Annotated in this window: 22 protein-coding genes; 9 read left to right on the forward strand and 13 right to left on the reverse strand. The window is 70.0% G+C overall.

Annotated features, from left to right (window positions below):
• Window positions 1-4 precede the first annotated feature (4 nt).
• The 3 genes from dtd to H483_RS38830 are packed head-to-tail and all read right to left on the reverse strand — an operon-like array spanning window position 5 to window position 2,621.
• Window positions 5-493, reverse strand: a complete 489-nt coding sequence (dtd, locus tag H483_RS33410) for a D-aminoacyl-tRNA deacylase (protein ID WP_031265051.1) — start codon at window positions 491-493, stop codon at window positions 5-7.
• Complete coding sequence (locus H483_RS33415; RefSeq protein WP_017837710.1) at window positions 490-2,106, reverse strand: methyltransferase; 1,617 nt, start codon at window positions 2,104-2,106, stop codon at window positions 490-492. Before H483_RS33415 ends, dtd begins: the two co-directional genes overlap by 4 nt.
• Window positions 2,103-2,621: a DUF3099 domain-containing protein gene (locus H483_RS38830; RefSeq protein ID WP_017837711.1), complete on the reverse strand. Its 519-nt coding sequence runs from the start codon at window positions 2,619-2,621 to the stop codon at window positions 2,103-2,105. The genes H483_RS33415 and H483_RS38830 overlap by 4 nt, the downstream gene beginning before the upstream one ends.
• Window positions 2,622-2,678: 57 nt before the next feature.
• Here H483_RS38830 and H483_RS33425 point away from each other — a divergent pair, with 57 nt between their 5' ends.
• The gene (locus tag H483_RS33425) at window positions 2,679-2,924 is read left to right on the forward strand and encodes a DUF3039 domain-containing protein (RefSeq protein WP_017837712.1); all 246 of its coding nucleotides are present in this window, start codon (window positions 2,679-2,681) and stop codon (window positions 2,922-2,924) included.
• Window positions 2,914-4,761 (forward strand): DEAD/DEAH box helicase, encoded by a 1,848-nt coding sequence (locus H483_RS33430; RefSeq protein WP_371204660.1) that lies wholly within the window; start codon window positions 2,914-2,916, stop codon window positions 4,759-4,761. Before H483_RS33425 ends, H483_RS33430 begins: the two co-directional genes overlap by 11 nt.
• An 82-nt stretch (window positions 4,762-4,843) precedes the next feature.
• Here H483_RS33430 and H483_RS33435 read toward each other — a convergent pair whose 3' ends face one another.
• Both H483_RS33435 and ppgK read right to left on the reverse strand, forming a co-directional pair.
• Window positions 4,844-6,229, reverse strand: coding sequence for an RNA polymerase sigma factor (locus H483_RS33435; protein ID WP_017837714.1), 1,386 nt, complete (start codon window positions 6,227-6,229; stop codon window positions 4,844-4,846).
• Between the two features lie 181 nt (window positions 6,230-6,410).
• Complete coding sequence (ppgK, locus tag H483_RS33440) at window positions 6,411-7,256, reverse strand: polyphosphate--glucose phosphotransferase (protein ID WP_017837715.1); 846 nt, start codon at window positions 7,254-7,256, stop codon at window positions 6,411-6,413.
• A 157-nt stretch (window positions 7,257-7,413) separates the two neighbouring features.
• Here ppgK and H483_RS33445 point away from each other — a divergent pair, with 157 nt between their 5' ends.
• Complete coding sequence (locus H483_RS33445; protein ID WP_017837716.1) at window positions 7,414-8,301, forward strand: inositol monophosphatase family protein; 888 nt, start codon at window positions 7,414-7,416, stop codon at window positions 8,299-8,301.
• On the opposite strand, the gene cei is transcribed toward H483_RS33445, so the two are convergent.
• A complete protein-coding gene (gene cei / locus H483_RS33450) occupies window positions 8,291-8,929 on the reverse strand; it encodes an envelope integrity protein Cei (RefSeq protein ID WP_017837717.1) in 639 nt (212 codons plus the stop codon). The genes H483_RS33445 and cei overlap by 11 nt on opposite strands.
• Before the next feature lie 206 nt (window positions 8,930-9,135).
• Here cei and H483_RS33455 point away from each other — a divergent pair, with 206 nt between their 5' ends.
• A complete protein-coding gene (locus tag H483_RS33455; RefSeq protein ID WP_017837718.1) occupies window positions 9,136-9,438 on the forward strand; it encodes a DUF4193 domain-containing protein in 303 nt (100 codons plus the stop codon).
• A gap of 4 nt (window positions 9,439-9,442) precedes the next feature.
• Here H483_RS33455 and H483_RS33460 read toward each other — a convergent pair whose 3' ends face one another.
• Window positions 9,443-9,949, reverse strand: coding sequence for a DUF3093 domain-containing protein (locus H483_RS33460; protein ID WP_052308385.1), 507 nt, complete (start codon window positions 9,947-9,949; stop codon window positions 9,443-9,445).
• Window positions 9,950-10,002: 53 nt separating this feature from the next.
• Between H483_RS33460 and dut the strand changes: the two genes are divergently transcribed.
• The 4 genes from dut to H483_RS33480 all read left to right on the forward strand — a co-directional run bounded on the left by dut (window position 10,003) and on the right by H483_RS33480 (window position 12,585).
• Window positions 10,003-10,482, forward strand: coding sequence for a dUTP diphosphatase (gene dut / locus H483_RS33465; RefSeq protein ID WP_017837720.1), 480 nt, complete (start codon window positions 10,003-10,005; stop codon window positions 10,480-10,482).
• A 79-nt stretch (window positions 10,483-10,561) separates the two neighbouring features.
• Window positions 10,562-11,437, forward strand: coding sequence for a DUF3710 domain-containing protein (locus H483_RS33470; RefSeq protein WP_017837721.1), 876 nt, complete (start codon window positions 10,562-10,564; stop codon window positions 11,435-11,437).
• A gap of 27 nt (window positions 11,438-11,464) precedes the next feature.
• Complete coding sequence (locus tag H483_RS33475; RefSeq protein ID WP_017837722.1) at window positions 11,465-11,863, forward strand: OB-fold nucleic acid binding domain-containing protein; 399 nt, start codon at window positions 11,465-11,467, stop codon at window positions 11,861-11,863.
• 122 nt (window positions 11,864-11,985) lie between these two features.
• Complete coding sequence (locus tag H483_RS33480) at window positions 11,986-12,585, forward strand: DUF3159 domain-containing protein (protein ID WP_042329992.1); 600 nt, start codon at window positions 11,986-11,988, stop codon at window positions 12,583-12,585.
• Between the two features lie 125 nt (window positions 12,586-12,710).
• Here H483_RS33480 and H483_RS33485 read toward each other — a convergent pair whose 3' ends face one another.
• The 3 genes from H483_RS33485 to H483_RS33495 form a co-directional block, all read right to left on the reverse strand.
• Window positions 12,711-13,538, reverse strand: coding sequence for a hypothetical protein (locus H483_RS33485; protein ID WP_017837724.1), 828 nt, complete (start codon window positions 13,536-13,538; stop codon window positions 12,711-12,713).
• A gap of 187 nt (window positions 13,539-13,725) precedes the next feature.
• Window positions 13,726-14,250 (reverse strand): carboxymuconolactone decarboxylase family protein, encoded by a 525-nt coding sequence (locus tag H483_RS33490; protein ID WP_017837725.1) that lies wholly within the window; start codon window positions 14,248-14,250, stop codon window positions 13,726-13,728.
• Complete coding sequence (locus H483_RS33495) at window positions 14,247-14,843, reverse strand: peroxiredoxin (protein WP_017837726.1); 597 nt, start codon at window positions 14,841-14,843, stop codon at window positions 14,247-14,249. Before H483_RS33495 ends, H483_RS33490 begins: the two co-directional genes overlap by 4 nt.
• Before the next feature lie 154 nt (window positions 14,844-14,997).
• Between H483_RS33495 and H483_RS33500 the strand changes: the two genes are divergently transcribed.
• Complete coding sequence (locus tag H483_RS33500) at window positions 14,998-15,933, forward strand: hydrogen peroxide-inducible genes activator (protein WP_017837727.1); 936 nt, start codon at window positions 14,998-15,000, stop codon at window positions 15,931-15,933.
• Here H483_RS33500 and H483_RS33505 read toward each other — a convergent pair.
• From H483_RS33505 to gndA, 3 genes are read right to left on the reverse strand one after another with little or no spacing between them, the layout of a single operon-like run.
• Entirely contained in the window at window positions 15,890-16,918 is a 1,029-nt protein-coding gene (locus H483_RS33505; RefSeq protein ID WP_193746890.1) for a hypothetical protein, read from the reverse strand. The two genes, H483_RS33500 and H483_RS33505, sit on opposite strands and share 44 nt — an antisense overlap.
• Window positions 16,915-18,273: a DEAD/DEAH box helicase gene (locus tag H483_RS33510; RefSeq protein WP_017837729.1), complete on the reverse strand. Its 1,359-nt coding sequence runs from the start codon at window positions 18,271-18,273 to the stop codon at window positions 16,915-16,917. Before H483_RS33510 ends, H483_RS33505 begins: the two co-directional genes overlap by 4 nt.
• Complete coding sequence (gene gndA / locus H483_RS33515; protein ID WP_017837730.1) at window positions 18,240-19,712, reverse strand: NADP-dependent phosphogluconate dehydrogenase; 1,473 nt, start codon at window positions 19,710-19,712, stop codon at window positions 18,240-18,242. The genes H483_RS33510 and gndA overlap by 34 nt, the downstream gene beginning before the upstream one ends.
• Window positions 19,713-20,006 lie beyond the last annotated feature (294 nt).

Here is a 20,006-nt window from a genome sequence, read left to right on the forward strand (position 1 = left end):
CCCGTCACGAGGCGCGGGACCCCGAGGTGTCGACGAGGACGGTGAACGGGCCGTCGTTGACGGAACTGACCTGCATCATCGCTCCGAACTTCCCGGTCGCGACCTCGAGCCCACGCTCCCGGAGCCCGCGGACCACCGCATCGACAGCCGCTTCGGCCTGCGCGCCGGGGGCGGCGTGGGACCACGACGGCCTGCGCCCCTTCGCCGTCGACCCCATGAGGGTGAACTGGCTGACCACCAGGACGGGTGCGCCGACCTCGACCGCGCCCACCTCGACCGGGGAGTCCCGGACCGCACCGGCCTCATCCGCGCCCGACCGGCCCCGCAGGATGCGCAGTTCCGCGATCTTGCGGACCATCGTGGAGATGTCCGTCTCGTCGTCGTCGGTGGACACGCCGAGCAGGACCAGCAGTCCGGCGCCGGGGAGCGCGGCCACCACGGCCCCGTCCACGGTCACCGACGCCTCGGTGACCCGGGAGATCACGGCTCTCATCGGTCCGCGGGCCCCGCGCACACCGCGGCCCGGACGCCGGGCGGGAGCATCCCGGGAACCCCGGCGGGGACCATGACACCGTGGAGGAACAGGTCGGACACGACCTTGCGCACGGGGTCCGCCAGTGTCGCCGGGTCCTCGCCCGCCCCGGCGGCGGCCAGGAGCACCAGATCCTCGAGGGGCAGCGCGCCCATCCGTGCGCCCCGCAGGACGGTCGCGGTCAGGGGGTCGATCTCGTGGCGCCAGCGCGCACCGGTGACGCGTTCGACGATCACTGATCCGGTCCGCGCCTCGGAATCGGGATCCTCTTCTGCCGGGGGATCGGGGTCCGGCGCCAGGCTCTCCGAGGAGTGGAGATAGACATCGGGGGAGACCGTGAACACGGTCGTGTCCAGCGCGCGCGCCTGCCCGCCCTGCTGGTGCGTGGCCGACCGCAGCCACGCCGACCGCGCGAAGTAGGCCTCGGCCTCGTCGCCGAGCCCCTCGTCGAAGGGGTGGGTCAGGTCCTCGCAGAGCACGGACGAGGCGCCGTCGATCCGCCGTAGGTAGACGTACCCGAACCCGATCCCGTCGACCTCGTGGTCTCCGAGATGATCGAGCCAGTTCTCGGCGGCGAGGGCGGTGGACTCGTCCCGCGGATCCATGCCCTCGTCGGTGAGCCATGTCCACACGTAGAGCTCGGGGTCCGAGCGGTCGCGACGCAGCACCCAGGCCTCCACGCCCTCCGAGGGGATCCACGATGCCACGTGGGTCCTCCAGTCGGTGTGTTGACGCTCCACCCACGAGGCGAGGATGACCGCGGTGCCGTTCTCGGTCAGGTGGCCGTGGGCCCCGGAGACGACCGTCTGACTCGCACCGTCGAGGGAGAGACCGGATTCCCGGTACGAGTGCCCGGGATCCGCGGGGCCCACCACGAACGGTGGGTTGGCGACGACGCGGTCGAATCGTCGGTGAGCCACGGGCTCGAACCAGGGGCCGGAGAGAAGTTCCCCGTCCAGCCCGTTGATCGCGAGCGTGGCGGCGGCCAACGCCAGGCACCGCGGGGTGATGTCGGTGCCCGTCGCCGTCGCCGCGGTCTCGAGGGCGTGCACCATCTGGATGCCGCAGCCGGTGCCCAGGTCGAGAACCGAGTCCACCCGGGAGGTGGGGGTGATCCTCAGGAGGGACAGCGTGGCCTGACCCACTCCCAGAACGTGATCGGACCTCGTCGGGGAGTGCACCATCGACCCGTCGATGTCGGCGAACACCCATCGCGTGCCGTGGCCGGTGTCCACCGGGCGGAGGTCGAGGAGTGCACGAAGGGTTCCTCCGGGGGCGGACGGGCGCGTCCACAACCCGGCATCGATCCCGTCCTCGGCGTCCACCCCGGGCAGGGCCAGGACGACCTCGCTCTCGGGGACCGCGTCGTTCAGCACGAACAGACGGACCAACGTCCCGGTCGGTCCGGCTGTGCGGGCGTGCCTCCGGACGGATGCCGAATCAGAGCGCGCGAGGGCCGCGATCGCCGCCGGCCCCAGTGCATTCTCCAGCCCGGGGACCGTGAAGTGGTGCTCTCGGAAGGCCTCCGCCAGGAGCGGCGCGAGCCGGGTGAGCGTCGGGACTGCAGGGGTCACCGGGCGTCGTCGCTCTCGTCGGGGAGGTCGGCGCCGCCCGGGGAGTCGGGGCCTTTCGGGGAGTCGGTGCCCTCCGGGGCCCCGTCGCCGGGCGCGGACCGCTCGGGTACCGGGTCCTCACCCACCGGGCCCTGCAGGGAGAGGGTGGGACGCGAGGAGATGCCCGCGAGTCCCGGCGGCACGACGGACGGTGTGTTCGCGGACAGGGCACCCGCGGTGTAGAGACGCGCCTGTCCCTTGGGTAGCGGAGGCCTGTCGTTGGCGCTGAGCACGGCGATCCACGGGATCGGGATGGACCCCGCGACGATGGCCAGCGCGATCCACGGGTTGTTCCACAGAGCCAGGGAACCTGCGGCCAGGAGCAGCGCGGGGATCCGGACGGACATCAGGAGGAAGTACCGTTTCTTCCGCGCCGCGAGCTCGTCCCGGTAGGACTCACGCGCGGCGGTGATCAGAACGGGCCTCGCGGAACCGTCCCGATCCTCGGACCGCGTGCGACGGGAGTCGGGTGCCATGGCCCCAAGGTACTCCGGCGTTGGCGCCGCGGCCGTGGCGTGCGGCATCATGAGGGGGTGAGCACCACCCGGACCAAGACACTCGAGCGTCCCGAGGTCACCACGACCGAGGAGACGCAGGACGACGCGCCCAAGTTCTTCCACTACGTGGACAAGAGCAAGATCGCCGAGAGCGCGGTCATGGGCTCCTACGTGATCGCCCTGTGTGGCGAGGTGTTCCCGGTCACCCGGTCCGCCAAGCCGGGCTCTCCGGTCTGCCCCGAGTGCAAGCGCGTCTACGAGACCCTGAAGCCTGGTGAGTGATCCCGGCGCGGTCCCGGGCACCGAGGAGCAGACCGCAGATCCCGCCACCACCGCGGCCACCGGCGCACCACTGCGCGCGTGGCAGCGGACCGCCCTGCGCAAGTACCTCATGGCACGGCCGAAGGACTTCCTCGCCGTGGCCACCCCCGGCGCCGGTAAGACGACGTTCGGTCTGCGCGTGGCCACCGAACTCCTGGCCGACCGGACGGTCGACGCGATCACTGTCGTCGCCCCCACCGAGCACCTCAAGTTCCAGTGGGCCGAGGCCGCCGCGAGGGCGGGGATCGCGCTCGATCCCGAGTACTCCAATTCCTCCGGGGCCCTGGCACCGGAGTTCCACGGCGTGGTGGTCACCTACGCCCAGGTGGCCTCACATCCCTTCAAGCACCGCGAACGGACCGCGTCCCGCCGAACGCTGGTGATCCTCGACGAGATCCACCACGGCGGGGACGCCAAGAGCTGGGGCGACGGCATCCGCGAGGCGTTCGACGATGCCGAGCGTCGACTGTCGCTGACCGGGACACCGTTTCGTTCGGACGACAGTCCCATCCCGTTCGTCACCTACGAGCCGGACGGCCAGGGCCATCAGCGGTCCAGGGCGGACCACTCCTACGGCTACGCCGACGCCCTGGCCGACGGCGTCGTGCGGCCCGTCGTCTTCCTGGCCTACTCCGGCGAGGCCCGCTGGCGCACGAACGCCGGCGAGGAGTTCTCCGCCCGGCTCGGCGAACCGCTCAGCGCGGACCAGAACTCCCGCGCCTGGCGGGTCGCCCTGGACCCTCATGGCGACTGGATGCCGGCGGTACTCCAGGCCGCGCACACCCGGCTCCGGCAGATCCGGGCGGGCGGCGTCCCGGACGCCGGCGGGCTGGTGATCGCCACCGACCAGGAACGCGCCCGCGAGTACGCGGCACTGCTCACGGAGATCACCGGGCGGGCCCCCGTCGTCGTCCTGTCCGACGACCCCACCGCCTCGAGCCGGATCGGCACGTTCTCCGCCTCGACGGACGAGTGGATGGTCGCCGTCCGCATGGTGTCGGAGGGGGTGGACGTGCCGCGACTGAGCGTGGGGGTGTACGCCACCAGCGCCTCGACTCCCCTGTACTTCGCCCAGGCCATCGGGCGGTTCGTCCGGTCTCGCAGGCCCGGGGAGACCGCGTCGGTGTTCCTGCCGTCGGTCCCGGTCCTGTTGCAGCTCGCCTCGCAGATGGAGGCCCAGAGGGATCATGTCCTGGGCAAACCCCACCGCGAGGACGGGCTCGAGGACGAACTGTTGGCCCAGGCGAACCAGCAGCAGGACGAACCCGACACCGCCGACGAGGAGGACAAGGGATACATATCCCTCGGTGCGGACGCCGAGCTCGATCAGATCGTCTACGAAGGGTCCTCCTACGGCACGGCCACCTTCGCCGGGAGCGAAGAGGAGGCCGACTACATCGGGCTTCCGGGTCTACTCGGTGCCGATGACGTCAAGGCGCTCCTGCGCCAGCGGGAGAAGGAGCAGATCCGGCGGACCTCCGGCGAGGCCTCCGCGCCCGGGCCCGTCGCCGTGGTCGGCGTGGGAACGGATCCGGCCATCTCCGGCACCACCCTGCCGGGCAATGCCGGCGGCCCGGGGGCGCACGCGGGCGCGGCGGCCGCCCGGGTGGCGTCGGCGGCGGAGCTCAAGGACCTCCGGCGCCAACTCAACACGCTGGTCTCGGTGTACTCCGGCCGTCTGGGGAGGTCCCACGGCGCGATCCACACGCAGCTGCGCAACGCCTGCGGGGGTCCACCGGTGCCGATGGCCTCGGCCGATCAGATCCGTGAGCGTATCTCCTTGCTGCGGAGCTGGTGATCCGCGGTAGAACCGCGACTCCAACCCCCGGACACCGAAGAAGGGCCCCGCCACCGGCGGGGCCCTTTTTCCGTCTCGGAGCTCAGTCCAGGTAGTCGCGCAGGACCTGGGATCGCGAGGGGTGACGCAGCTTCGACATGGTCTTGGACTCGATCTGGCGGATGCGCTCGCGCGTGACGCCGTAGACCTGCCCTATCTCGTCGAGCGTGCGGGGCAGCCCGTCGGTGAGGCCGAAGCGCAGGCGCACCACGCCCGCCTCGCGCTCGGAGAGGGTGTCGAGAACGGAGCGGAGCTGGTCCTGCAGGAGCGTGAAGCTCACGGCGTCCACGGCCACCACGGCCTCGGAGTCCTCGATGAAGTCGCCGAGCTGCGAGTCGCCCTCGTCACCGATGGTCTGGTCGAGCGAGATGGGCTCTCGCGCGTACTGCTGGATCTCCAGCACCTTCTCGGGGGTGATGTCCATCTCCTTGGCGAGCTCCTCCGGGGTGGGCTCGCGGCCCAGGTCCTGGAGCAGCTCCCGCTGAATGCGGCCGAGCTTGTTGATGACCTCCACCATGTGGACCGGGATCCGGATGGTGCGGGCCTGGTCGGCCATGGCACGGGTGATGGCCTGGCGGATCCACCACGTCGCGTAGGTCGAGAACTTGTAACCCTTGGTGTAGTCGAACTTCTCCACGGCGCGGATCAGGCCGAGATTGCCCTCCTGGATGAGGTCCAGGAACGCCATTCCGCGACCGGTGTACCGCTTGGCCAGGGACACGACGAGGCGGAGGTTGGCCTCGAGTAGGTGGTTCTTGGCGCGGACCCCGTCCCGCTCGATCCACTTGTAGTCCCGTCGCTGGGCGGTGGTGAGCTTCTCGCCACGCTCCGCGACCTGCGCCATGAACCAGGTGGCGTAGAGGCCGGCCTCGATCCGCTTGGCCAGCTCGACCTCCTCCTCGGCGTTGAGCAGGGCGACCTTGCCGATCTGCTTGAGGTAGGCGCGGACGGAGTCGGCGGAGGCGGTGAGTTCGGCGTCCTTGCGGGCCTGGCGGAGGGCCTCGGACTCGTCCTCGTCCCAGACGAAGTCCCCCGACGCCTTGTCCTTGGCGGTGGGGCCGTCCTTGGTCTCCTCGTCGGCCTCCGTGTCCTCCACGTCGACGACATCGACCTCGACGTCCTCGAGCTCGGCGGTGTCCGGTTCGACCTCGAGGGCCTCGACGGGTGCGTCGTCGATCGACGCGGCGTCCGCGGGATCGCCCGCACCCGCCGTCTTCTTGGCCGCGGTCTTCTTCGCGGCGGTCTTCTTGGCCGCCGTCTTCCGGGCGGGAGCGGTCTTCTTGGCCGCGGTCTTCTTGGCGGCGGCGGTCTTCTTCCCTGGTGTCCTGCTCGCCGCGGTCTTCTTGGCGGGGGCCTCGCCCGTGACCTCGGTGTCCGACGGATCGCCGCTCATCGCGGAATCCGAACTGGTGGTCTTCGTGGCTGCCACAAACGCCCCTTCACAACCGGTGATTCGATGGGAAACGGGGATCGATGCCGCACAGTGTGCCGACTCGCGAGCCGTCCGCCTTGCGGTACCGGGCCCGTCCCCGGCCGGTAGGTGATCCCGGCCTGCGCCATTGTAACGAGGATCGGGCCCGGAGGTCGCATCAGGCGCTGTCGGCGAGGGATCAGCGGTCGGACGGGGACACCGTCGCGTCCAGGTCCAGCAGTCCGGTGCTCGCCGCCGCGTACAGGGCGGCGCCAATGATCCCGGCGTCGCCACGTCGGACCGCCACGCGAACCGGGGTGCGGTTCTCCAGCAGCGGGAACCACTCCTCGGCGGCCTCGCTGATCGCGCCCCCGATGACGAAGGCGCGAGGCCACAGCAGGTCCTCGAGGGACCGCAGGACGTTGGACACGTGCGGTGCCCACTGCTCGTAGGTCAGCCCGTCCCGGTGCCGCACCGCAGCGGAGGCGAGGTGTTCGGCCTCGTCGACCCCCCGGCCGTCGATGTCCTGGACCAGAAGGTGCCCGAACTCCGTGTTGGGGATCAGATGACCGTTCAGCAGCAACGCCGACCCGATGCCGGTGCCGAAGGTCAGGAGGATCACCAGTCCGTCCACGCCCTCACCGGCGCCGTAGTGCACCTCCGTGATCCCCGCGGCGTCGGCGTCGTTGAGCATCACCACCGGGCGTCCCGGGAGGTGCTCGGCGAACAGTGCGACGACGTCGCAGCCCACCCAGGAGCGGTCGATGTTGTGGGCGATCCGCGCGATCCCGTCGTGGATGACGCTGGGCAGCGCCACGCCCACCGGTCCGTCCCACCCGACCTCCTCGACCATCGAGCGGATGACCCCGGCGACGGCGTCCGGGGTCGCCGGCTGCGGGGTGGGGTGTGTCAGCCGGTCGCCGATGAGTTCGCCGGTGCCCAGATCGACCCGTCCGACCTTGATCCCGGTGCCGCCGACGTCCACCCCCACGCCGGTGGGGGTGTCCGATGCCTGGGTGCGCTCGGAGGGGCTGGTGGTCGGCATCTCTGGCTCCCGTGGGACGGGCCGCGGGGTCACGGCTGAGGGTTGGAGACCACCGGGCCGGCGGGGCACGATGGGGGCGGGCGAGCACCCGTTCGTCAGAGTATCCGCCCGGTGCGCCGGGGGACCGGGCCATTCGGTGATGACGAGGGGAGAAGACGTGTCGGAGCAGACGGTGGAGGGCCTCGCCGGACGAGACCATCCGGTGGATGTCGACGAGTTGAGGATGTTCGCGGACCGGCTCGCGGTCTCGGGCGGGGGCGTTGCCCGGCGGATGCTGGAGCAGTTCGACTCCACAGGGCTGGATCCACGCGCCAAGAGCTCGGCGACCGACCCGGTGACCGTCATCGACACCACCGTCGAGCGGCATCTGCGCGAGCTGGTTACCACCGAGCGGCCCGGTGACCGGGTCCTGGGTGAGGAGGGTGGCGAGGAAGGCGGTGAAGAGGGCGGCGAGGAGCCTCCCGCCGCCGGGCGGGGCGTGGTCAGGTGGGTGGTGGACCCGGTCGACGGAACGGTCAACCTCCTCTACGGGATCCCCTTCACGGCTGTCTCCGTGGCGGCCGAGGTCGACGGGGTGGTGCTCGCGGGGGCGGTGCACAACATCGTCACCGGCGAGACCTGGACCGCGGCGGTCGGCCGCGGATCGAGCCTACGATCCGCCGCGGGAACGGTGACCGGACTCACGGCGTCAGCGTGTGACGACCTGTCGATGGCGCTCGTCGGCACCGGGTTCTCCTACGACGCGGACGTTCGGGCGGAGCAGGGGCGAGCGGTCGCTGCCCTCCTCCCACGGATCCGTGACATCAGACGGTGCGGCTCCGCGGCGCTGGACCTGTGCATGGTCGCCACCGGCCGCATCGACGCCTACTTCGAGCGCTGCCTCAAGCCGTGGGACCACGCGGCCGGGGCGCTGATCGCCGCCGAGGCCGGCGCGATGGTGAGGGTCGCCGCCGACGACGAGGTCCCCACCGTCGCCGCCGCGCCCGGTGTGGCGGAAGACTTCCTGGCCGCGCTCGAGGGCCTCGGGGGTCCGGTCAGCAGTTGACCGAGCGCGCCGCGTCCAGCTCAGCGGAGATCGGTTGACGACCCAGCTTCAGCTCGTCGAGTGCGCCCACACTCTCCGCCGAATCCGACAGCCGGGAGAAGATCGTCCCCAGCACCAGGTCCACCGACGAATCGGTCCGCCCGTCGGCCACCAGCTGCATGCACGGCGCCGCGAGCGAGAGTGAGCGGGCGTTCGCCTGCCCGGCCTCCCCGTACCGGATCTGGCCGTGACACTCCAGATCCTGGGCGTACACGGGGTCGTTCCCGGTGGCATCGGCCCCCACCGGTTGGAATCCGCGCTCGACGAGCTGGGCGGCGACCGCGCCCGCCTGCCCGCTCTGCCCGTTCGCGTTGAGCACCCGGATCCTCGTGTCCGAGAGCACGGCCGGTTCGACGGAGTCGAGCGCGCCGGCGGGTTGCTCCTCCAGGCCCGCCTCCTGGGCGGCCGGCGTCACCGGGCAGGCGGCGGCCTGTGTCGCGGCATCGCTCCCCCTCAGGGCGGTCACCCACACGAGACCCCCGAGGACCAACGCGGCCACCACGAACAGGACGTAGGGGCTGCGCATCCGGCCGAACCCCCGAGCGGGGGTCGGACTGGGTGTCGCCTGGGCGCTGAGGTGGACGACCATGAGGGCCCTTCCTGCAGGGGAAACGGTGTCGGAGCCCGGCCCGGGTCCGCGCCATCACTGTAATCGCCGCGCGATCGGCGACCCGACGGGGACACGGTCCGCCAGCGCGGATGAAATCCCTGCTGGATTCCGCTAATATGCGGGCGCCGGTCGGTCCACGATCGCACCGTCCGCCCCTCGTCACCAGACCGCTAGAGAAGAGACACATGGCAACCGACTACGACGCACCCCGCCGGACCGAAGCCGATGAGCTGGCCGGCGATTCGCTGGAGGAACTCAAGGCCCGAAGGGCGGAGGGTGCCACCGGCGAGGTCGACGTGGACGAGACGGACACCGCCGAGTCCTACGAGCTTCCCGGGGCGGACCTCTCAGGGGAGGAACTCACCGTCCGCGTGATCCCTGAACAGGACAACGAGTTCACCTGCGGCGAGTGTTTCCTCGTTCACCACCGCAGTCGTTTCGCCCTGGAGAGGGACGGTCTGCCGATCTGCGTGGACTGCGCGGGCTGATCGTTCAGCTGTAGCGCGTGTCCGGCAGGGCGGCCGCGAGACCCTCCGGATCGCGGGTGCTGATCAGCCAGTAGGGCGTGGGGTCCAGCGGGTCGTCCAGAACGACGATCACCATGGTGGGGACGTAACCGCGATGCACGACGAACGCCTCCGGGTCGAGCTGGCGCCCCATCGCGGCCTGCTTGGCGGTCGCGGGCACGACGGCGCTCCGCGCGATCGCCTCGAACGGCAGCCGCGCCCGGCCCGCGTAGAGGGTTCCTCCGCCCTGACCGTCGGCCTCGACCTCGATACTCTCGCGACCGACGGTGACGAAGAGCCAGGCGAACAGGGCGGGCACGACAACGCACAGGAGCCACAGCCACCACGGGGCGCCCAGGATCGAGGCCACCGCGACGACGAGGGCGGTGACGGCGGCCAGCACGAGCCACCACCATCCCGGTACCCGCAATCGTTCCGAGTGAACGCGACGCGGGACACGGTCGGGAGACGGTCGGAGATCATCTTCGGTCACGAGATCAAGACTATCCATCACCCGGGCTCCGCCCGGCAGGAGGGCGTACAGCGATGAACAACCCGGATCACTCGCCCGGAGGGGGCGGACCGTTGCGTCTACGGAGGTTGGACCCGGGTCTCCCGGTGCCGTCCCGCGCACACCCCTCGGATGCGGGCATCGACCTCTACTCCGCCGAGGACCTCGTGCTGGAGCCCGGGCATCGTTCACTTGTGGGCACGGGGGTATCCGTGGCCATCCCGGACGGATATGCGGGACTCGTCCACCCCAGATCCGGGCTCGCCGCGCGTGCGGGGCTCTCGATCGTCAACGCGCCGGGGACCGTCGATTCGGGATATCGGGGCGAGATCAAGGTCAATCTCGTCAACCTCGATCCGTCCGAGCCGGTGCGGATCGGCCGCGGGGACCGGATCGCGCAGTTGATCATCCAGAGGGTCGAGCTCTGGGAGGTCCTCGAGGTCGACGAGCTCGATCAGACCGCCCGGGGCGACCGGGGTCACGGGTCGACCGGCGGTCACCACCGCCTGGCCTGACCGGCGCCATTCATCGTTGGGTAGCGTCAAGAGGCACGGTCCCGTCCGGGACCGGGTCGTACGCGGAGAGGATTCGACCATGTTCGGACGCAAGAAGTCGGTGACCGGGGACCGCGTCGCCGCCGCCCCCGCGGAGCCCGCGGACTCCGCACCGTCCACGACCGGTCCTCACGACCGCTCCTCGGTCGGGGACGTGGCCCGGTACTACACCGACCTCGGGTACGGACACATCGATCTAGGGTCCCTGGTGATCGGCGTCCCCAAGGGGCGCGATCTGAACGTCGCGCTGGACCCGAACGGTCAGCCGGAATTCCACGTGGTCACCTCCGTCTCCCGGGTCATCCCGCGCGCCTTCGCCGCGCCGAAGTCCGCAGGGCAGTGGCGGACCATGGTCGCGGGCATGCGCGAGCAACTCGAGGCGCAGGGAGCCGAGGTGACCGTCGTCGACGGCCCGTGGGGTCGTGAGCTGGTGGCCGCGATGCCGGGCGCGGTCTTCCGCGCCATCGGGGTCGACGGGCACCGGTGGACCGCCGAGGTGCGCATCATGGCCACCCCGGAGTTGGCAGAGCAGGCCGCCGAGGAGGGCCGGGAGGTGTTCGCGCACCTCATGATCAACCGTGGTGACGGGCCGATGCCCGTAAGCGAGGCGCTGCCGCTGACCATCCCCGACGAGATCCAGCAGGCGCTGGTCAAGGCGCAGTCGCAACTCGCGGCGCAGCAGCAAGCCCAGGCCTACCAGCAGCAGATGGCGGCGGGTCAGCAGGGCCAGGCCGCGCCGCAGGTGCGGCCCCAGGCCGCGCAGAGCCAGCCCCAGGCCGCACAGAACCAGGCCCCCTCGTCTCCCCAGGCGCCCGCGTCGACACCGTCGCCGGGGCAGGCCCAGCAGCAGCCCGGGTCGCCTCCTCGCAGAGACGCCGGCGCCATGGACCGACTCCGCACCTCCGACGACCTCTGACCCCGCCGACGCGCTGAGAGGCAAGCCATGTCCGTCTCGCGGATGTTCCGAGGACTCTCGTCCCGCCTGACCGCGCCGCTCGAGTCCCTCGACGCCGTGGACCTGGCCGGGCGGGTGCAGGGACTGTGCAGCTCGCCGGTCGAGAGTGCGCAGCGAGGTCAACTGGTGACCCTGGCCGGGCGGGTGCGCACGGTCCTGTCCGGCGGGGGAGAGCAGTTCCTGGGCGTGACCGCCGAGGTCTACGACGGCACGGGGGCTGTCGACGTGTGCTGGCTAGGGCGGCGATCGATTCCCGGGATCGACACCGGCCGGTTCATCAAGGTGACCGGCCGCATAGGGGTCCGGTCCGGCCAGAAGATCATATTCAATCCACGCTACGAGTTGCTCAGCGGACAACCGGGCGCGGGACGCGGAGGAGAAGCGTGACCGAGTCTGAACGCGCGGGGGATCAGGCCTCCACCGAGAACACCGGGGACGCCCCCGCCGTGGACACGCCACCTGAGCGGAAGTCCGCGTTCGGTGATCCGGACGCCTCGCTGCTCGAGCAGATGGGCGGTGTCCGCGGGCTCGTCTACTCCTCGATCCCGATCCTGACCTTCGTCCCGGTCAACGGGTTCTGGGGGCTGACGGTGGCGATCTGGGCCGCGCTCGGTGTGGCGGTCGCCATGCTGGCGTGGTCCCTGGTCAGACGGGAGAACCCCCAGCCGGCGATCTCCGGGTTCATCGGTGTCGCCATCGGTGTGCTGATCGCCTGGCGGACAGGCGACGCGAAGGGGTACTTTCTCTACGGCATCATCACGCAGGCGGTGTACGGCGGGGCTTTCGCGCTGTCCGCGCTCGTGCGCTGGCCGCTCGTCGGCGTGATCTGGGGGTTGATCGACGGTAGAGGGATGGCGTGGCGTCGGAACCCGCCCGCGCGAGGGTGGTACGCCATCGCCACCTGGATCTGGGCCGGTCTCTTCGCGATCCGTGCCGTCCTGCAGTACGCGCTCTACCTGAACGACGAGGTCAACTGGCTCGGGGCCGCGCGGATCGCCATGGGGTGGCCGCTGGCGCTGGTGGCGTTCGCCGCGACGATCTGGGCTGTCCGACGGGCGATGGCGCATGAGAACGAGCCCGCTGTGGCCCGGGACGCCTCCGACGAGTGATCCCCGATCCACGGTGGCAGAGGGCTGCCGTCGTGGACACGAGAACTGCCCCCGACGGAATCGTCGGGGGCAGTTCCCTGTGGGAGCGGGTCACCGGTCGCCCGCGAGTGCGTGTGAGGCTGCGATCAGACCCCGCTGGTGGCCATGCGCGAGAAGTCGCTCGGACCGGTGATGGTGCGATAGGCGTACACGGATGCCAGGGCGGCGACCGGGGCCGCGACCAGCAACCCGACGAGCAGGGCCAGGGCACCGGCGATGACGATGAGGATGTTGAGCAGGGCCAGGGCGAAGAGGTTGCCGGCATCGGACTTGATCGCGTTGACGCTGGACTTCATCGCGTCGATGGCGGTCATGTTGCGGTCCACGACGAAGTGGAGAGTCCAGTACAGGAAGAACGCGATCACGATCCCGGGGATGATCAGCAGGATGAACCCGATGGTCGTCGCGATGGCCACGAGGATCGCCGCGATGACGAACGCCCCGAAGTTGTGGAGTTTGAAGAAGTCGCCGATCTCCGGCTTGTGGCCGTCGACCTCAAGCAGGGCGCCCCGGATGAGGAAGGCCTGGAACACCAGGCTCACCGCGATCGTGAGGATCGAGCCCACGAACGACACCGATGCAGACTGCGAGTTCTGGATCCAGCTCCCCACGCCGTTGGCGAGGAACATGATCAGCATGATCAGGACCCACGGCAGGGGATTGTTCTTGAACATCTGCCAGCCCGCGCCGATGGAGTCGGTCGCGGACACCTTGCCGGACATCACCGGCCAATCCGCCGGGCCGGACTGGGGGTAGGCGTCCCCGTATCCGTGGCCCCCGAAGGACTGTTGACCGAAGCCCTGGGCGTCACCCTGGCCTCCGTATGGCTCCCCGCCCCAGCTCTGGGGGGTGGGGCCGGGGCCGTTCGGATCATTCGGGTACCCGCCTTGCGGCGGTGTGCCTCCGGTGGTCATGGCATCTCCATCTCTCGTCGGTTCGGTGGCGCGGAACTGGTGTGAATGATATTTCCACTCCTCCGCGTCCGAACCTAGTCCCACCACGGCGTTTTTGGGAGAGGCACTTCAGGGAAAGGCAGGTCACACAGCAGAGCCCCGTCGACGATGTCGACGGGGCTCTGGCTTCGGTGCCCGGAACGGGGCGTCAGACGTTGGCGTGGATCTCCACAGCCTGAGCGACTCCGGCCACGGTGCCGGCGATCTTGACGGCCTCCCAGGCCTGCTCCTTGGTGATGCCCTCCTTGCGGATGACGTCATCGTGCGCGGCGGTGCAGTTCTCGCAGCCGTTGATGGTCGAGACGGCCATGGACCAGAGCTCGAAGTCGGCCTTCTCCACGCCCGGGTTGGCGATGATGTTCATCCGAAGGCCCATCCGGACCTGGGTGTAGTCGTCGCCCAGGAACTCCTTGGCGCGGTAGGCCACGTTGTTCATGGCCATGATGGACGCGGCACCCAGGGCGGCGTTGAACGCCTCCTCGGTCAGATGCTCGCGCGCCTCATCGGCGATCTCGGACAACACGGTCTCCGACCGGGTCGCCGCGGCGGTGGCCAGGAAGGTGCCCCACAGCTGCTGAGGGGTCAGCTCGGTGGAACGCGCCAGTGACCCGAGGTTGAGCTTGAGATCCTTCGCGAACTCGGGGAGTCCGGACTTCAGGTTCTCGATGCTCACTTGATCCCCTCCTGCAACATGTCCATCTTGTTGATGTTCTTCGTCGGGTCGTTCTTCTGCCAGTTGCACGCGCAGACCTCGGACGACTGGAGCGCGTCGAGCACCCGGAGGACCTCGTCCACGTTGCGGCCCACGGCGTCCGGCGTCACGGAGACGAACTGGATGACGTTGTCCGGGTCGACGATGAAGGTGGCGCGGTCGGCGACCCCGTCCGCGTTCTCCACACCGAGCTCACGGATCAGCTCGTGCTTGATGTCGGACAGGAGCGGGAACGGGACACCCTTGAGCTCGTCGTTGGTCGCACGCCAGTTGAAGTGGGCGAACTCGTTGTCGATCGAACCACCCAGAACCTGCGTGTCGCGGTCCTGGAAGTCCTCGTCGAGCTTGCCGAACGCCGCGATCTCGGTGGGGCAGACGAAGGTGAAGTCCTTCGGGTAGAAGAAGATCACGCGCCACTTGCCGGCGTAGGACTGGTTGGTGATCGTCTCGAAGTAGTCCTCGGGCTGCTGGGCGTTGACCTGCTGGAGGTCGCCGCCCTTGAGCGCGGTCAGCGTGAAGTCGGGGAACTGGTCACCGATGGTGAGAATAGCCATGTGTCCTCCTGAAGTTGGCGGCCGTCATTCAACGGGCAGCAGAGACTATGCCCGACATCCGGTGAGAGGTGAAGCCTAATGAGGCAAAGATCACTCATAGGGGGGAGCAAATAATCATCGACGGCGAGCTATCGATCGCTCTACACTGATCGACATGGTCAATCAGCGGTTCGTTCCGAGCGTGACCCAGCTCAGGGTGTTCCTCGCGGTCGCGGAACGCCTTCACTTCCGAAGTGCCGCTGAGGAGTTGGGGATGAGTCAACCCTCCCTCTCCCAGGCCCTCGCGACACTGGAGGAGGGGTTGCGGGTCCATCTGGTCGAACGCAGCACCAGGACCGTGCTCGTCACACCGGTCGGGCACCAACTCCTCCCGTTCGCGCGGGCGGCGGTGGGTGCGATGGACGCCGTGGCAGACATCGCCGCGGGTAGCGGGGGTCCGATGTCCGGAGACGTCAGGATCGGTGTGATCCCCACGGCCGCCCCGTACCTGCTGCCGGGGCTCCTTCCCGCTCTCTCGGACCGCTTCCCGGATCTGCGGCCGCGGATCGTCGAGGACCAGACCGCGCGACTGCTCGAGCAGCTGCGGTCGGGTGCGCTCGACGTGGCGATCATGGCCCTGCCGACCGATGCGGCGGGCGCGGCAGGCATGCCGCTGTACGCCGAACCGTTCGCACTCCTCGTCCCGGCCGGCCACCCGCTCGACGGGCGTGACGACCTCTCCCTGGAGGCGCTCGTGGAACTGCCCCTCCTCATGCTCGACGAGGGGCACTGCCTGCGTGACCAGACGGTGGACCTGTGTCGGCGGGTGTCGGCTCCGATCCTGGGCCGTGGCGGGTCGCGCGCGGCGTCCCTAACCACCGCGGTGAGATGCGTCGCGGGGGGACTCGGGGTGATGATCGTCCCGGAGTCCGCCGTGGTGTCCGAGAGTCGCGACCCGGGACTAGGAGTGGCCCGGTTCCGCGAGCCCGCCCCCGGCCGGACGATGGGCCTGGTGCTTCGCACCGCGACCGCCGACGACGACGCCTACACCGAACTCGGCAGCGTGATCACCGGGGTCGCCCAGCGGCTGTTCGGTGCTGTTCCCGCCTGACGGGTCGTCCGTCGCTGTCGACCGACAGGACTGGTCTCGACGAGTCCAGTCTCGACGACTCCGGTGTCGAGGGCTTCAGTGTCGAGGGCTCCAGGCGCCGGACCGACTCCAGGAAGCGGGCTCGGAGCGCCTGTGTCCGCCCGATCCACGCGCGCTGGTGGGCGACGAACACCGCACGGCCCTCGGGCGACTCCACCGGGATCGGCTCCAGACCCCAGGCGGAGAGGTCGTAGGGGGAGGACCGCATATCGACCTCGCGGGCATCGAATGCGGCGCCCAGCGTGTCCCGCAGGAGCTCGCCGGGAGCACCGGCCTCCATGGCCGCGACGTGCGAGTAGAGATCCATGCCGGAGTGCAGACAGGCCGGTTGCTCATGTCGGACCTGCCCCTCGCGGGTGAGCACGTGGTGGTTGAGGGGGACGGCCGGATCGGTGAAGAACCGAAAGGCGTCGAAGTGGGTGCATCGCAGCCGGGACTGCTCGACGACCTCGTCGATCCGCGCGTGCGACACCCGTAGAGGGACCCGGCGGTGCCGGACGTCGTCGTCCCCACCGCGGTAGAGCATGGCCCATTCATGGAGGCCGAAACACCCCATGGCGCCCGGCCTCGAGGCGGTGGCCTCGACGATCTCGCGTGCCCGCGAGATACGGGGACCGCAGCGGGTCAGGACGGATCCGGGATCCACGAGCAGTCCGGTCCGGCCACGCATGGAGGCCCGCTCGTAGTGGCGCCAGTGGACCCGCTCGGTCAGGTGGGCGTTCTCCAGGATGATGCCGGGGCCGGGGTGCCAGCGGCGGACGGTGGCGACGCTCGTCCGGTAGTAGGTGAAGAGGAAGTCCGCGACCGGGTGGGGCTCACCTCGTCGTCGTCGCTCGAGGTGATCTCCGGTCATCGAATCCACGGCCCCGGTGTGCCGGAGTTCCAGTGTGCGCCAGAGGGCTTCGGGAAGCAGGACGACCTCGGGTGCGCGATGGCTAGTAATCACGTGCGTCGCTTCTTCTTGGGGCGGTGCACCCGGGACCGGGCCGGGCGTCGGGACCGCGCCGGTGGCGCGGGTTCCCGCCGACGGCGGGGTGGCGTGATCTCCGGTCCGAATAGGTCGTCGAGGAGAGTGGCGGCGCGTGGTCGGGTGGGATCGACGACGTCGACGGTCATGCCCACCTCACGTGCGAGCGCACTGATCCGTGCGACCTCCGACGGTCTGACCACCGCGGCCACCACCCCGGCGGTGTCGTCCCCGCGCCCGGTACGGCCTGAGCGATGGACCAGATCCTCGACGGAATGCGGCGGGCCGACGTGGATGACGTGGCCGATCCCGTCGAGATCGAGTCCGCGCCCGGCGAGGTCGGTGCTCACCAGGACCCGGACCTTTCCCGAGGCGAGATCGGCGAAGGCACCGGATCGTCTCGTCGGCGAGGCGGAACCCGCCACTCCGGCGGCGGTGACGCCGGTAGCCGAGATCGAGGCGCGCAACTGCTCGACCGCGTCGCGGCGGGTGACGAAGAACAATGCCCGTCGGCACCGGGCCGCCAGGGCGACCGCGTAGGAGTCGGGATCCGATGCGGTGACGACGATCAGTCGTCGGGGTGCTCCCGCCGCGGCGACGGGCGCCTGTGACGGGGAAGTGGGGGAGTGCCCCGGTGGCGGGGCGGTGGGGGAGTCCACCCGGTGGATACACAGCCCCGGTCGCCGGCGTCGTAGGGCGTCCTCGACCCCGGGGTCCGCCGTGGCCGTTGTCGACAACAGGGTCGCGTCACCGCAGTCCGCCAGCAGGACCGCCGTCTGCTCGACGAAGGACGGCCCCAGCAGGTGATCCGCCTCGTCCAGGGCGAGGACCCGGACATCCTCGGTGGACAGGTCACCCGTTCGGATCAGATCGGTGAGGCGGCCCGGGGTTCCCACCGCGATGTCGACCGGCGCCACCAGGGTCCGGCGATCCTTGGACAGTGGCTGGCCTCCGACGAACGTGGCCACGCGGAGGCCTGCACCCGCGCCGACCTCGGCGAGTACCTCGGCGTTCTGTACCGCCAGCTCGCGGGTCGGCGCGACCACGACGGCGCGCGGACGACGAGGCAGGCTCGGGGCCCCGGCCAGACGGTGCGCCACGGCGATGGCGAACACCAGGGTCTTGCCGGAGCCGGTCGGAGCGACCGCGAGGAGATCTCGGCCGGCCACCGCGTCCTCGAGCGCGGCGGCCTGGATCGCGCTCGCGGCTCCGTCGACGACGGTGGAGACGGCGTGCCTGACCGGGACCGACACGCCGAGCTCGGCGAGGAGGCGGCCCAGATCGGTCTGAGCCGAGCCGGTCAGGCCCGCACCTCCGTACGATCGCCGCTCCACAGAGTGTGGAAGCTGCCCTCCCGGTCGGTCCGCAGGTAGGTGTGGGCTCCGAAGAAGTCGCGTTGACCCTGGATGAGTGCGGCGGGAAGTCGCTCGGTCCGGAGCCCGTCGTAGTAGGCCAGGGCGGCGGAGAATCCGGGCGCCGGGATCCCCGCGGTGACCGCAGTGGTGACGACGCGGCGCCAGCTGTCGACACAGTCGGCGAGGGCCTCGGCGAAGTACGGTGCCGCCAGCAGGGTGGGGAGGTCGGTGTTCTCGGCGTAGGCCTCACGGATGCGGTCGAGGAAGGTGGCGCGGATGATGCACCCCCCACGCCAGATCGTGGCCAGGTCGCCCCGCGCGACATCCCACCCGTACTCGGCGGTGGCGGCGGTGATCTGGTCGAACCCCTGGGCGTAGGCGATGACCTTGGACGCATACAGCGCTCGTCGGACGTCCTCGATGAACTCGGCGCCGGTCTCGCGCGGGGTCGACACGGCGCCGGAGGGCAGTGCCCGACCCGCCTCGCGCTGCGGAACCGAACTGGACAGGGCGCGCGCGAAGACCGCCTCCGCGATGCCGGTCACAGGGACTCCCAGGTCGAGAGCGGACTTGACCGTCCAGCGGCCGGTCCCCTTCTGCCCCGCGCGGTCGACGATCACGTCGACCAACGGCGCCCCGGTCTCGGCGTCCACCTGGGCGAGCACCTCCGCGGTGATCTCGATGAGGTAGGAGTCGAGCTCGCCGGTGTTCCACTCGCGGAACACGTCGGCCATGGCCGCCGGCTCGATGCCGGCCACACCGCGGAGGAGGTGATACGCCTCCCCGATGAGCTGCATGTCCGAGTACTCGATCCCGTTGTGCACCATCTTGACGAAGTGGCCGGAGCCGTCCTCGCCGATGTGGGTGCAGCACGGGGTCCCGTCCACTTTCGCGGAGATGTCCTCCAGCATGGGCCCGACGACCTCGTAGCTCGAGGCCGGTCCCCCCGGCATGATCGAGGGACCCTCGAGTGCGCCCTCCTCGCCGCCGGAGATCCCGGCGCCGATGAACCGGATCCCCCGGTCGGCCATCGCCTTCTCCCGGCGGATGGTGTCGGTGTAGAGGGAGTTGCCGCCGTCGATGATGATGTCACCCTCGTCGAACGCGTCGGCGAGGGCCTCGATCACCGCATCGGTGGGGGCGCCGGCCTGAACCATGACGAGCGCCCGGCGCGGGGACCGCAGCGCGGCGGCGAACTCCTGGATCGTCTCGGTGCGGACGAATGCCCCGTCTCCGCCGTGTTCGTCCAGCAGCGCGTCGGTCTTCCCGGCGGAGCGGTTGTGGACCGCGACCGTGTACCCGTGGCGGGCGAAGTTGCGGGCGATGTTCGAGCCCATCACGGCGAGTCCGGTGACTCCGATGTCGGCGGTGCCGTTGGTGTCTGAAGTCGGCTGCGCGTCCTCGCGCTCAGTACTCATGGGTCCCAGACTAGTCCACGGTCCGCCGAGCGATGGACCTGCGTCGATGGGAGATCGGGGCGTGTCAGGGGGTGCGCTGGACCCCGATTGCTTGCTGACATATCAGTGGTGCACTGAGTGCACTGATTCGCGGAGCCACCAAAAAAACCTTGGATACAGTAGGCGGCCTGTTGTATCAATTATTACCGGGCCTGAACACCGGTCTACCCGCGGAACGGGGGGAAACGCGCCGCGGACTGGCACCGGTGGGTGGTTGGCCCTGAACGGGAAGTGATCATCGAGGGGGAAGCAGCA

The sequence above is a fragment of the Dietzia sp. UCD-THP genome (assembly GCF_000349585.1).
Lineage (GTDB): Bacteria > Actinomycetota > Actinomycetes > Mycobacteriales > Mycobacteriaceae > Dietzia > Dietzia natronolimnaea_A.

Bases quoted from the DNA above. Each gene is read 5' to 3' on its own strand.
- H483_RS33480 (WP_042329992.1), top strand. From the start codon at position 11,986: ATGGGCGGTGTCCGCGGGCTCGTCTACTCCTCGATCCCGATCCTGACC.
- ppgK (WP_017837715.1), bottom strand. From the start codon at position 7,256: ATGCCGACCACCAGCCCCTCCGAGCGCACCCAGGCATCGGACACCCCC.
- H483_RS33470 (WP_017837721.1), top strand. From the start codon at position 10,562: ATGTTCGGACGCAAGAAGTCGGTGACCGGGGACCGCGTCGCCGCCGCC.
- H483_RS33500 (WP_017837727.1), top strand. From the start codon at position 14,998: ATGGTCAATCAGCGGTTCGTTCCGAGCGTGACCCAGCTCAGGGTGTTC.
- gndA (WP_017837730.1), bottom strand. From the start codon at position 19,712: ATGAGTACTGAGCGCGAGGACGCGCAGCCGACTTCAGACACCAACGGC.
- H483_RS33455 (WP_017837718.1), top strand. From the start codon at position 9,136: ATGGCAACCGACTACGACGCACCCCGCCGGACCGAAGCCGATGAGCTG.
- dtd (WP_031265051.1), bottom strand. From the start codon at position 493: ATGAGAGCCGTGATCTCCCGGGTCACCGAGGCGTCGGTGACCGTGGAC.
- H483_RS33475 (WP_017837722.1), top strand. From the start codon at position 11,465: ATGTCCGTCTCGCGGATGTTCCGAGGACTCTCGTCCCGCCTGACCGCG.
- H483_RS33495 (WP_017837726.1), bottom strand. From the start codon at position 14,843: ATGGCTATTCTCACCATCGGTGACCAGTTCCCCGACTTCACGCTGACC.
- dut (WP_017837720.1), top strand. From the start codon at position 10,003: ATGAACAACCCGGATCACTCGCCCGGAGGGGGCGGACCGTTGCGTCTA.
- cei (WP_017837717.1), bottom strand. From the start codon at position 8,929: ATGGTCGTCCACCTCAGCGCCCAGGCGACACCCAGTCCGACCCCCGCT.
- H483_RS38830 (WP_017837711.1), bottom strand. From the start codon at position 2,621: ATGGCACCCGACTCCCGTCGCACGCGGTCCGAGGATCGGGACGGTTCC.
- H483_RS33485 (WP_017837724.1), bottom strand. From the start codon at position 13,538: ATGACCACCGGAGGCACACCGCCGCAAGGCGGGTACCCGAATGATCCG.